Origin of the sequence: Saccharicrinis aurantiacus, assembly GCF_947489045.1 — a bacterium.
Lineage (GTDB): Bacteria > Bacteroidota > Bacteroidia > Bacteroidales > Marinilabiliaceae > Saccharicrinis > Saccharicrinis aurantiacus.
This window is the reverse complement of sequence record NZ_CANLCN010000006.1, coordinates 84,928-98,341: the sequence shown is the minus strand read 5'-3', so window position 1 is coordinate 98,341 and position 13,414 is coordinate 84,928. Positions and strand designations below refer to the sequence as shown.

The 13,414-nt window shown below is 35.5% G+C and carries 7 protein-coding genes; 4 read left to right on the top strand and 3 right to left on the bottom strand.

Annotation, left to right across the window (positions count from 1 at the left end; translation table 11 throughout):
* The first annotated feature begins 43 nt into the window (after window positions 1–43).
* Window positions 44–2,083, top strand: a complete 2,040-nt coding sequence (locus QMO11_RS08820; RefSeq protein ID WP_282036942.1) for a TolB family protein — start codon at window positions 44–46, stop codon at window positions 2,081–2,083.
* A 63-nt stretch (window positions 2,084–2,146) separates the two neighbouring features.
* On the opposite strand, the gene QMO11_RS08815 is transcribed toward QMO11_RS08820, so the two are convergent.
* From QMO11_RS08815 to gltB, 3 genes are all read right to left on the bottom strand, one after another.
* Window positions 2,147–3,355, bottom strand: a complete 1,209-nt coding sequence (locus QMO11_RS08815; protein WP_068474647.1) for a uracil-xanthine permease family protein — start codon at window positions 3,353–3,355, stop codon at window positions 2,147–2,149.
* 210 nt (window positions 3,356–3,565) lie between these two features.
* On the bottom strand, window positions 3,566–4,993 hold the full coding sequence (locus tag QMO11_RS08810; protein WP_282036941.1) for a glutamate synthase subunit beta: 1,428 nt from the start codon (window positions 4,991–4,993) through the stop codon (window positions 3,566–3,568).
* Window positions 4,994–5,087: 94 nt separating this feature from the next.
* A complete protein-coding gene (gene gltB / locus QMO11_RS08805) occupies window positions 5,088–9,605 on the bottom strand; it encodes a glutamate synthase large subunit (protein WP_282036940.1) in 4,518 nt (1,505 codons plus the stop codon).
* Window positions 9,606–10,473: 868 nt separating this feature from the next.
* Between gltB and QMO11_RS08800 the strand changes: the two genes are divergently transcribed.
* The 3 genes from QMO11_RS08800 (at window position 10,474) to QMO11_RS08790 (ending at window position 13,273) form a co-directional block, all read left to right on the top strand.
* The gene (locus QMO11_RS08800; RefSeq protein WP_282036939.1) at window positions 10,474–11,496 is read left to right on the top strand and encodes an outer membrane beta-barrel protein; all 1,023 of its coding nucleotides are present in this window, start codon (window positions 10,474–10,476) and stop codon (window positions 11,494–11,496) included.
* Window positions 11,497–11,694: 198 nt separating this feature from the next.
* Window positions 11,695–12,039, top strand: a complete 345-nt coding sequence (locus tag QMO11_RS08795) for a P-II family nitrogen regulator (RefSeq protein ID WP_068474656.1) — start codon at window positions 11,695–11,697, stop codon at window positions 12,037–12,039.
* A gap of 40 nt (window positions 12,040–12,079) precedes the next feature.
* Complete coding sequence (locus QMO11_RS08790; RefSeq protein WP_282036938.1) at window positions 12,080–13,273, top strand: ammonium transporter; 1,194 nt, start codon at window positions 12,080–12,082, stop codon at window positions 13,271–13,273.
* Window positions 13,274–13,414 lie beyond the last annotated feature (141 nt).

The window sequence follows — 13,414 nt, the reverse complement described above, 5'->3', positions numbered from 1 at the left end:
ATTACCTAATACCTTTCCCAAAAGTGAACTCATATGAAATAGAATGAATAAGTTTTTCAATAAAAATATTGTATGCTTTTTTCTTTTGCTCATAAGCACAATTACTTTTGCACAAAAGACAAAGAAGTCAACAAATAAGTTATTTGAGGAGGCCATGGAATTTGCTGAATATGCAAATTATAATGAAGCCATATACAATTTCAAACAAATACTTAGCATAGATTCAATGCACATAGATGCCTTGTACAATATGGGCTTGTGCTATCTTAACACCTCGAATGGAGCAGACACTGCAGTTATTTGTTTTAAAGATGGCCTTAGCAAATTAACCGAAAGTGAAAACAGAGGTTATGTTGGTAACGAGCTCCGTTTATCGCTAGCTGAAGCCCACCAAGTAATGCTTGAACCCAACAAGGCAATTTCTCTTTATAACGAAATTCTCAACTCAAGCAGTGAGTTAGATTCGCTAACTAGATTATATATCTCAAAAGAAATTAATGTTTGTAATAACGCCTCATTTTTTATTCAAAATCCAATTGAGATTGAGATAATTAATCTCGGTAGTAATATTAATTCTATTTACGACGATCATAGCCCGTTAGTAGCTGTTGATGAAAAAGAACTAATATTCACTTCCCGTAGGAAATGGATTAAACTTCCCTTACTTGAAGATGGCCAGTTTGCAGAAAAAATTTATTCTGTTTCATTGGACAAGAATAATTGGGAATCGGCTAAACTATTATCCATGTTTTTTAAGCACTACGAACATGAATCCGCCGCTTCAATCTCTCCTGATGGCAGAAAAATTGTACTATTTAGAAATGATGAACATGGTAAAAGCCTATACTGGTCAAAGTACGATGGAACAGAATGGACACACCCTGAGAAGTTCCCTGAACCAATAAATAGTCACTACGAAGAAACGCATGGTTCTTTGTCTTCCGACATGAATTCATTTTATTTTACAAGCGATAGGCCTAATGGTTATGGAGGATTAGATATATATGTTTGCAACAGATTAGAAAGTGGTGGTTGGAGCGAACCTAGAAATTTAGGACCTCAGATAAACTCGGAATATGATGAAGAAACACCCCAAATTCATTATGATGGCAAAACCTTGTACTTTTCATCAGAAGGACATAATTCAATGGGTAAGTTAGATGTTTTTTATAGTGAAAAGCAAGATGATGAAGAGTGGAGCATCCCGGTTAATATGGGTTACCCTATTAATACACCAGACGATGATTTCTTTTTTACTCCAACTATAAATAAAAGCAGAGCGTATTATGCATCATCACGCTTTAGCGATAATTATGGAGGCTCTGATATATATGTTGTTAAGTTTAAACACAATTCAAACACTGAATTAGCAGTTGTTGAGGGTGTTATTGATTCTAGTTTAGGAGAGGACTATAGCAAGATGCGTGTTTTAGTAACAAGAACTGAAGACAATAAACTAATTGGAGAATACCGCCCAGATGAAGAGGATGGCAAGTATATGCTATTTCTAGAAGTTGGTGATCAATATTCTATTACTGAAGAGAATAATTCTGAGGAGATTACAAAATATATAAATGCCACCGAGGAATTAAGCTATATAAAAACAAAACATTCTGTTCCATTTGTAGACATAGCAATGGCAGCTCCACTGAAAAGAGAATTAGAGCCAATGATAATCCCAACTCCTATTATAGATGAATTAGAGATTATTGATCACAAGACACTTCCACTAGCAGAATCATACCCTAAACAGGAAAACAAACCGATTATTATAGATAACTCTAATGTATCAGAAACTGAAAACATAAAGATAAAGAGCTCAGAAGAAGTTGATGGGTATACAATACAAGTATATGCACTGAAACTTAAACGTATCAAAGACTTTAGCTTATTTGCAAGCAAAGGAATTAAAAATGTAAAAGAGCACAATTGTAATGATGGATATACCCGCTATACTATCGGCCACTTTACAACTCTATCCGAAACAAAGGCTATGAAAAACAAGCTCCTTAAAAGTGGATATTTTACAGATTTATGGGTACGCCCAAATAAAGATGTATACTCATTAAGAGTAAAAAAATAGTCTTACAAAAAACGCTTAACATATATGTACGTTAAGCGTTTTTGATAAATGTTATATAAGATATTACTTATCCATATGCACTTCCTTTGATTTCCCAGGCAGTATTAAATTAAGAATAACACCTACTACCGATGCTAAACCAATACCTGCCAATGAAAAGGAACCAAAATTGATAGAAGCTCCACCTATACCTATAGTTAAGATTACTGATACAATAACCATATTACGTGTTTTGTGGAAATCAGCCTTTGACTCTGTTAAGGTTTTTATACCCACACTTGCAATCATCCCAAAAAGCAATAACATAATACCACCTAAAACGGCTGTTGGTATTGATTTTAAGAAACCACTAATTTTTCCAACAACTGAAAATACAATAGCAGCTATAGCAGTAATTCTAAGTACACGAGGGTTAGTAACCTTGGTTAATTCTATTGCACCTGTAACCTCAGAATAAGTAGTATTTGGCACACTACCTAAAAGTCCGGCTAAACTAGTGGCAACACCATCTCCAAGCATTGTTCTGTCTAACCCTGGATCCTTAATAAAATCCTTTTCGGCAACTGCTCCTATTGCATAGATATCTCCAACATGCTCAATTAACGGAGCTATTGCAACAGGTATCATATAAATAATTGCTTCGATATTGAAAGTTGGCATTTGAAATGCAGGCAACTCAAACCACTGAGCATTGGTAATTGTACTAAAATCAACAGCGCCCAAAGCAATTGATGTGAGATAACCAATAACTATACCTATAAAAACAGGTATTAATCGTAGTATTCCTTTAAAATAAACAACTGCAATTATTGCTGAAAGCAAAGAGATGCTTGCTATAATCCAATTACTTGAAGCCATATCAACTCCAACCGAAGCCAACGACAAACCTATAGCCATAATTACAGGCCCTACAACTACTGATGGGAATATTCTTTTTATAAAGTTAACACCCCTCCACTTTATAACAAAAGACATTATTGAATAAACAACTCCAACAGCAACAATACCACCTAAGGTTCCAGTCCAGCCAAACTCTGCTGTAGCTGCAGTTATTGGGGCTATAAATGCAAAACTACTACCTAAAAATACAGGTACTTTTCCTTTAGTTATAAAATGAAAAATAAGTGTACCAACACCTGCTGAGAATAAGGCTATTGATGGATCGATTCCTACTAATAGTGGCACTAATACTGTGGCACCAAAAGCCACAAAGAGAAACTGAACACCAATAATAATTTGACGTCCGTTTGATAAATCTGTTTGTTGATTCATGTTATTTGTTTTTTTTCTGATTGAATGGCGCAAATATACACATTTTACCAGTAAGCCAATATCTGACACTTTAACACAAACACTACTAACTCCTTACATCCACAATCTTACTAAAACAACTTGATCAATCTATATTAAGATAAACATAAAACAAGAAAAGGTGAATTTCCCATTGGAAATCCACCTTTCTAACTTTATTTCAATTTTAACTTATTCTTTTTCCATAAGGAAATTATCCACGTTTATGGCAGCTTCCTTCCCTTTTTGGATGGCTGTTACAACCAAACTCGCTCCATTATGTGAATCACCTGCTGCAAATACCTTATCAACCGAAGTTTGATAATTACCATCAATTTTAAGGTTTCCTCTTTGATCAGTATCAACACCAATTTCTTTTACTATACCTTCATGAATTGCATGAACAAATCCCATTGAAAGAAAAACGTGGTCCACATCAACTATTTTCTCAGAACCTGCTTTTTCATTCATCTTCCATCCACCATTTTCATCTTTTGACCACTCTACTTCAACAAGTTCTACTTGCTTAAGAGTACCACCTTGACCAATAAAACGCTTAGTACTTAAGCTCCATTGGCGATCGCAACCTTCGCTATGTGAAGATGAAGTTTTAAGTGTTGTTGGCCAATAAGGCCATGGATTTTCATCGGCACGCTTAACTGGAGGTTTTGGAAGAATCTCAATTTGAGTAACACTCTTCGCCTTCTGACGGTTTGATGTACCAACACAATCAGAACCAGTATCACCACCACCAATAACTAAGACGTTTTTACCTTTTACGTCAATTCTATCTTTTGCAGCAAACTTTTGACCACGGTTTACTCTATTTTGTTGAGTTAAGAACTCCATCGCAAAGTGAACTCCTTTTAACTCTCTTCCTTCAACCGGTAGGTCTCTTGGTTGCATTGCTCCAATTGCTAAAACAACTGCATCAAAATCCTTTAAAAGTTGTGCGCCTTTAACATCAAAACCAACATATTGGTTAGTTTTAATGATAATACCTTCCTTTTCAAAGATATCGATTCTACGATCAATTACCTTCTTGTTAAGTTTAAAATCTGGAATACCAAATCTTAATAATCCTCCTACAGCTTCATCTTTTTCAAAAACCGTAACTGTATGCCCCATTTGATTCAAGCGGTCGGCAGCTGATAAACCAGCAGGTCCACCTCCAATTATTGCAACCTTTTTTCCAGTTCTTCTTACCGGAATTCTTGGTTGTATATAACCCTCAGCAAATGCTTTTTCTACTACAGAAGCTTCGTTTTCTCTAATAGTAACTGCCTCATCATGAATTGCTAAAACACATGATTTCTCACATGGATTAGGACAGATACGTCCTGTAAATTCTGGGAAGCTATTTGTTGAATGAAGAATATCGCTGGCAAGTTTCCACTCACCTTTATATATCGCATCTTGCCATTCTGGAATTTTACTTCCTACAGGACAAGCCCAGTGACAAAAAGGAATACCACAATCCATACATCTTGATGCTTGTAATACTCTATCACCTTCGTTCAATGTTTGTTCTACCTCACCGTAATCATCTACTCGCTCACTAATTGGACGGTAGCCACTCTCTTTGCGACCAACTTCCATGAAACCTTTAGGATTACCCATAACTTTATATTTTTTGTTAAGAATGTCTAAGGGTTGGTACCATACAGTACCAACTTACTTAGAACTTCCCTCTTTATTAAAAGACTATTTATAATTATTCGTTAACATATGGAGCATCTTCAGAAGCTTGAAGCTTACGCTCTAGCTCTTTTACTTTCTCCTCTTGAAGAACCTTCTTATATTCGAAAGGAATCACCTTAACGAACTTAGGTAAGTACTTATTCCAATTTACAAGAATATCTTGTGCTTTCTCACTATTGGTGTGTAATAAGTGCTTGTTTAATAAGAACTGTAACTCTTGAATATCGGCAGCATCTTCAACAGGAGATAGCTCAACCAATCCTTTATTACAGAAATAATCAAAGTTACCACCTTCATCAAGTACATAGGCAATACCACCACTCATACCTGCAGCAAAATTACGCCCGGTTTTACCGATAACAACAACTCTACCACCTGTCATATACTCACAACAGTGATCACCAACACCCTCAACTACAGCAAGAGCTCCTGAATTACGCACACAGAATCGCTCACCTGCTACACCGCGTACATAAACATTACCCTCAGTTGCTCCGTATAATACAGTATTACCAATAATGATGTTTTCTTCAGGTTTAAATGTAGAACCTGTTGGCGGAACTACAACAATTTTACCACCTGATAAACCTTTACCTAGGTAATCATTTGCATCACCTTCTAATTTAAATGCCACACCTTTTGCAAGGAAAGCACCAAAACTTTGTCCGGCAGATCCATCAAATTTACAATTGATTGTATTCTTTGGTAATCCTTCCTCACCGTAACGTTTACTAACTTCTCCTGAAAGAGTAGAACCTGTAGCACGATCAAGGTTTGTAATTGTTTTAGCAACCCAAACTTTTTGTTGATTCAATAATGCAGGTTGTGCATCTTCAATCAACTGCCAATCCATAATTTCATCAATTCCGTGATCTTGTGTTGATGTATTATGTAACGGATATATTTTACCTTCCTCAGGGAAATGTAATAATTTACTCATATCGATACCTGAAGTCTTCCAGTTACCAACTGTTGGATCTTGCTCTAATAAGTCAGTACGTCCTACTACCTCATCAAGAGATTTGAAACCTAGCTCTGCTAAAATTTCTCTAACCTCTTCTGCAATAAAGTTCATGTAGTTAACTGTGAACTTATATTTACCGATGAATCGTTTACGTAAATCTTCATTTTGAGTAGCAATACCTGCAGGACATGTATTTAAATGACACTTACGCATCATAATACAACCTAAAGTAATTAAGGCCGAAGTTGCGAAACCAAATTCTTCAGCACCTAAGATGGCAGTTTTTACAACATCTAATCCAGTTTTTAACTGACCATCTGTTTGTAACATAACCCTACCACGTAGGTTGTTCATCACAAGTGTTTGTTGCGTTTCGGCTAAACCGATTTCAACTGGCATACCTGCATGTTTTACTGAACTTGTTGGAGAAGCTCCTGTACCACCTTCGGTACCTGCAATAATAATACGATCAGCATGCGCTTTTGCAACACCTGCAGCAATAGTACCTACACCTGACTCAGAAACAAGTTTTACACTAATTTGAGCCTGAGGGTTAGTACATTTTAAATCGTATATTAATTGTGCTAAATCCTCAATAGAATATATATCATGGTGAGGAGGTGGAGAAATAAGTGTAATTCCTGGCGTTGAGTTTCTCAACTTAGCAATAATCTTATCTACCTTAAATCCTGGCAACTGACCACCTTCACCTGGCTTAGCACCCTGAGCAACTTTAATTTGAAGCTCATCAGCATTTGTTAAATAGTTACTTGTAACACCAAAACGACCTGAAGCAACTTGTTTGATAGAACTACGTGCAGGAGATTTAAAACGCTCAGCATCTTCACCACCTTCACCCGTATTACTTTTACCACCAACTTCGTTCATCGCAAGCGCTAATGCTTGGTGAGCTTCTTTTGAAATAGAACCATAACTCATAGCACCAGTCACAAAACGCTTGGTTATATTTTTTATTGGCTCAACTTCGTTAATATCGATTGGCTTTCTATCTTTTAATTTCAAGAATCCTCTTAAGAATAATGGATTCTGATTATCTGCGTTTACAGTTTTACTAAATTCTTTAAATTTAGAATAATCCCCATTACGAGTAGCCCATTGTAATAAGCCTACCGTTTCAGGATTCCATCCATGCTTTTCACCATATTTACGGTAAGCATATTGTCCTGTACTATTTAATAAATCAGCATCAGTGGTTTCTTTAAATGCACTTTCGTGATACATTTGAGTTTCACGAGCAATTTCTTCGAAACCAACACCACCTATTTTTGATGATGTACCAGTAAAGTATTTTTCAACTAATTTATCAGAGATACCTACTGCCTCAAAAATTTGTCCACCATGGTAACTACGTAGCGTAGAAATTCCCATTTTAGACATAATCTTCATTAATCCTTTATCGACAGCTTTGATATAGTTCTCACGAGCAACGCCGTATTCCATATCAATTTCGCCCTTCTTCACTAAATCATCAATAGCAGCAAAAGCAACATAAGGATTAATAACACTAGCCCCATATCCTAATAATAAAGCAAAGTGCATTACTTCACGAGCCTCACCGGTTTCAACGATAAGACCAATTTGCATACGCTTCTGCTTTTTAATTAAGTGATGGTGAACCGCAGCAGTGGCTAATAACGATGGCACTGGTGCTTGATCAGGACTGATATTTCTATCCGAAAGGATAATAAAATTATTCTCATCATCCACTGCTTTTTCTGCAGCCGCACACATTTCATCAATTACTTTCTCCATGCCAGCTCCACCTTCTGAAGCTTTATATAACATTGGAATCGTAACGTGAGTAAACTCCTCGCGATGATAATCTTTAATTTTACCTAAATCGGTATTCGTTACTAATGGACTCTCAAATTTAATAAGACGACAGTGATCAGGACTGTATTCTAAAATATTTTTTGAAGCTGAACCAATATAATTGGTCAATGCCATAACTAGTCCTTCACGAATTGGATCAATAGGAGGGTTAGTAACCTGAGCAAACAATTGACGGAAATAATTGAATAAACGCTGAGGCTTTTCAGACATTGCCGCAATTGGCGTATCGTTACCCATTGATGTTGTAGGTTCCATTCCGGCTTTAGCCATTGGGCCTATCAATGAAGTAACATCTTCTCTTGAATATCCGAAAGTCTTTAAATAAGACTCGTAACCTTCAATTGAAGACTTAACTCTTTGCTTCACTTCAATATCCTTTAAACGAATACGGTTTTCTTTTAACCAGTTTTCGAAAGGATGCTTGTGAGCAAGTTCTTCTTTTATCTCTTCATCAGGAATAATAATTCCCAATTTAGTATCTACTAATAATAATTTACCTGGCTTTAAACGGCCTTTTTCTTTAATCTCCTCAGCAGGGAACGTTTGAACACCAACCTCAGAACCCATCACTATCATATCATTTTTAGTAATAACATAACGTGAAGGACGTAAACCATTTCTATCTAAAGTACCACCAATATAACGACCATCAGAGAAAACAATAGAAGCCGGACCATCCCATGGCTCCATAATAGTAGAGTGATACTCGTAATAAGCTTTTAAACTTTTTGGAATTGGATTCTTATCATTCCACGACTCTGGAATAAGCATACTTAATGCTTGTGGTAAAGAGCGGCCAGTTAAAACTAAAAACTCTAATACATTATCAAGAGAAGCTGAGTCACTCATATCAGGAGCAACTACAGGAAATAATTTATCTAAATCTTCACCAAATAAATCAGACTTTAATAATGATTCACGAGCCTGCATCCATAAGCGGTTACCCTTAATGGTATTAATTTCACCATTGTGAGCCATAATTCTAAATGGCTGAGCAAGATCCCAGCGAGGGAATGTATTTGTACTAAAGCGAGAGTGAGCTAATGCTATAGCACTTTTAAATACAGGATTTTGTAAATCAAGGAAATATTCGCCTACCTGAGCAGGAGTTAACATTCCTTTATAAATCATCACCTTACTAGATAAACTTGGTAAGTAAAAGGCGTCTTTTGCTTTAAGATCTGAATTTCTTATTGCTCGCTCAGTTACCTTACGCGCTATAAATAATTTACGCTCTAACTTATCTTGTTCGTATTTTCCTTTTACTAATATCTGGCGAATACGTGGCTCTGTACGTTTAGCTATCTCACCTATTACACTACTATCAACAGGTACATCTCTATAGCCAATTAACTCAAGGCCCTCATCTAATAAGTTTTTATTTAACTCATCCTGACAAAGTAAAGCTTCACGATCTTCTTCTGGTAAGAAAACTAACCCAGTACCGTATTTACCAGCCTCTGGTAGTTCGAAACCTAATGAACGACAAAACTCGTCAGGAACTTGAAGGAATATACCAGCACCATCACCCGATTTATTATCAGAGCTTTCTGCACCCCTGTGTGTCATGTTAACTAATACTTCAAGACCACGTTGCACTATATCATGCGATGCCTTACCTTTAATATTAGCAACAAACCCAATACCACAGTTCTCATGCTCGTTAGCAGGATCATACAACCCCACTGCTTTAGGATATTTATTATACATCATATTCATATATTAATAAAGAAGGAATATTTCTGATTATTACACTTCTGGTAAAGTGCTCAATCTAGCTAACTATCAGATCATTCATAACTACATATTGTAATAAACATACAATTACGCGCCTAACAATTATTATTTTTTCAACTCATTTACTTCGAAAACGGAAGCAAAAATAGCGTTTTTAATTATATTTTCCAAGAAGAAGGGATTCCTAAGCATCAAAAAATGAGCAATATTATGCTTTTTCAATGACTTATGTCATGTGTTAAAAAATGTATAACAACGGAGACGATAGATACTAGAATGATAGAAACCTTATAATAGTTATATATAGATACTGTAAATATTATAGGGAAAAAGATTAATGCACACCTTAAAACCTATTACATTAAACTTAGTGATAACAATATATTGATATTAGATAGTACCCCTATAACACAATAGTCCATACTTTTTATGAATAAGTAACAATTTATAGTTGAACTTTTACATTTCATGTTATCTCAATATTCTATTAACAAACAACAATACTCCTAATAGATCAAGTTAAAGCATATTGAATTAGTTAGAAACTAAAAATATAAACAGCACCCCCTATTTTCAAGCACCTATTCATATAAAATAAGTAATTAAAACATAAAACCTCTCGAAAAAACAGGGTCTCAATTCAAAAAAGTAACTTTTTTTTGAAATTAACCCCTAAAAAATTTGGGGGTTGCAAAAAAAACACTCACTTTTGTAACGTGACCTAGTTAATAACACCCCTTCGAAAGGAAAAAGTTCCTTTTTTTCAACTCAACACCCCAATCAAAACACCCTAGTTATTAATTAATGTCACTTATGTGTAACCTATTTTAAAATACCTATTAAGATGAAAAAGTTAATTTTATCATTAGCGATCGTATTCGCATTTGGATTTGCTGCTAAAGCGCAAGATGAAAAACCAGGATTAGAAATTACTGGATCAGTTGACACCTATTTCAAGTATGATTTTTCTGGGCAAAGTAATATCCCAACATCTTTTGCAGATGATCACAACTCGGTATCTCTTGGGATGATTGACATAGCACTATCTCAATCTGTAGGGAAAGCAAGCTTTGTTGGTGAAATATCTTTTGGACCGAGAAGTTTCAAATCAATCCCTGTATTTGAAGATCCAAGTGGCGAAACTCATGACATTAACATTCAAAACCTATATACAACATATGAGTTTTCTGATAAGTTTTCTGCTACTGCAGGTTACATGGGAACATTTGTTGGATATGAGGTAATTTCTCCCGCTGCGAACTTTAACTACTCTACTTCTTATTTATTCTCTGCTGGACCATTTCAAAACGCAGGTTTAAAATTAGACTATGCAATTTCTGATAAATTTGGAGTAATGGTTGGAATGTTTAACGACTGGAACGTTTATCAAGACTTAGAAGGAGTATCTGATTTTGGTGCTCAAGTATATGTTTCTCCAGTAGATGGATGGGATGCTTACGTAAACTTTGTAACAGGTCCTAATTCAGGAACAATTATCGATTTAACAACAGGATGGCAAATAACAGATGCATTTTATTTAGGATTAAATGCTGCTGATTACTCATATAAAGAATCTGATTTAGGTGGATACTCTGGTGTTGCTTTTTACCCTCAATATGCTTTCTCTGAAAAAGTATCATTAGGTTATAGAGGTGAATTCTTTTCAATAAAAGAAGATAAAATTTCTGAAACTGAAAGCTCAAGCATATTCTCTAATACACTAACATTAAACTACTATCACGGACCACTAACATTTGTTACTGAATTTAGATTAGATTCAGCTAAAGATGAAATCTTTATGGATGCTGATGATATGGCAACAAAAGGAGCAACTCAGTTCTTGTTAGCTGCTATTTACGCATTCTAAAAAAAGAATACTCTAATCATTATTATAAAAAGGAAGATGAAATGGTCATTACATTTCATTTCTCAAAATTTATTGTTCTCCAAGAAACACCTTTGTAATAATTTTTCCCGATAAATACAATTTGGTGTTAATGGCTACGGTTCATCTTCCTTTTATTTCAATTCGAACAATATAGTTCTCACTATAAAAACATACATCATGAAAAAAATTGAAGCAATTATCAGATTAACTCAATACGAAAGCGTAAAAAAAGCTCTTGAGGAACAAGACATTACTTTCTTTTCATATTGGGATGTAAGAGGTGTTGGTACTGCACGTGAAGGGCACCTTTATAGAGGTACTATTTACGACACTAGTATCATTGAGCGTAGACTGATTTCTATTATTGTACGCGATGAAAATTTAGAAAAAACAGTACAAGCTTTAATGCTTGCAGCACGCACTGGAGAAATAGGTGACGGAAGAATTTTTGTTTCAGACATTGTAGAAACCTACAGAATCAGAACAGGTGAGTCTGGTCCTGAAACTCTTTATACAAAATAACAACCCAATAATCTGATTAAAAACTTTAAAACACAATAACATGGATGCAAACGGAGCTTTAGATATATTATGGGTACTTCTAGCAGGTATTTTAGTATTTTTTATGCAGGCAGGATTTGCCTTAGTAGAGGCAGGTTTTACAAGAGCTAAAAACGTAGGTAACATTTTAATGAAGAACTTTATGGATTTCTCATTCGGTTCTTTAATATTCTGGATCATAGGATACAGCATTATGTATGGAGGTGAAGGTGCTTTCTTTGGAGCATTTGATTTCTTCTACAATGATCCTGAGGATCTTCACAATTTATTTTTCCAAACAGTATTTGCAGCAACAGCAGCTACTATTGTTTCAGGAGCAATGGCTGAACGTACAAAGTTTAGCACATACTTAATTTTCTCTGTTGTAATTACAGCAGTAATTTACCCAATCTCAGGTCACTGGGTATGGGGTGGTGGTTGGTTATCAACTATGGAAACTCCATTTCACGATTTTGCAGGTTCAACAGTTGTTCACTCTGTAGGTGGATGGGCTGCTTTAGCAGGTGCTTGGACTATCGGACCACGTTTAGGTAAATACAATGGTACTACAAATGCAATACCAGGACACAACATGGTGTTAGGTGCATTAGGGGTATTCATCCTTTGGTTAGGTTGGTTTGGTTTCAACCCAGGATCACAGTTAGCAATTAGCGGCGATAATGCATATGCGGTAGCTAGTATATTTATCACAACAAACCTTGCTGCAGCAGCTGGTGCAACAGTAACAATGTTTGTAACATGGTTCCGATATGGTAAACCAGATTTATCAATGACTTTAAATGGTGCCTTAGCAGGTTTAGTTGGCATTACAGCTGGTTGTGATATTGTTACACCGATGGGTGCGGCCATAATTGGTATAATCGCAGGTTTTGTGGTAGTATTCTCAATCGAGTTCTTCGACAAAAAATTAAAAGTTGATGATCCTGTAGGTGCTATTTCAGTGCACGGAGTATGTGGTGCTGTAGGTACATTATTAGTAGGTTTCTTTGCTGTAGATGGTGGTGTATTCTACGGTGGTGGATTTGCATTATTAGGATCTCAAGCAATCGGAGTTGTAGCAGTTGGTGCATGGGCATTTGTAATTGGATTAGTATTATTCCAAGTACTTAAAGCAACAATGGGATTAAGAGTGTCTGAACAAGAAGAAAGAGAAGGTTTAGATATTCACGAACATGGTCAAAGTTCTTACAATTAAAGTAAAATATTACCATAGCTTTTAAATATTTGATGTGTAAGCAGCCAGGGAAACTTGGCTGCTTTTTTTATGCATATTTTTCTTTAAGAAATCTTTCTATGAAATTAATTAACACACTATCCAAGCGTTAAAATTTAAAAT

Bases quoted from the DNA above. Each gene is read 5' to 3' on its own strand.
- QMO11_RS08820 (WP_282036942.1), top strand. From the start codon at position 44: ATGAATAAGTTTTTCAATAAAAATATTGTATGCTTTTTTCTTTTGCTC.
- QMO11_RS08815 (WP_068474647.1), bottom strand. From the start codon at position 3,355: ATGAATCAACAAACAGATTTATCAAACGGACGTCAAATTATTATTGGT.
- QMO11_RS08810 (WP_282036941.1), bottom strand. From the start codon at position 4,993: ATGGGTAATCCTAAAGGTTTCATGGAAGTTGGTCGCAAAGAGAGTGGC.
- gltB (WP_282036940.1), bottom strand. From the start codon at position 9,605: ATGATGTATAATAAATATCCTAAAGCAGTGGGGTTGTATGATCCTGCT.
- QMO11_RS08800 (WP_282036939.1), top strand. From the start codon at position 10,474: ATGAAAAAGTTAATTTTATCATTAGCGATCGTATTCGCATTTGGATTT.
- QMO11_RS08795 (WP_068474656.1), top strand. From the start codon at position 11,695: ATGAAAAAAATTGAAGCAATTATCAGATTAACTCAATACGAAAGCGTA.
- QMO11_RS08790 (WP_282036938.1), top strand. From the start codon at position 12,080: ATGGATGCAAACGGAGCTTTAGATATATTATGGGTACTTCTAGCAGGT.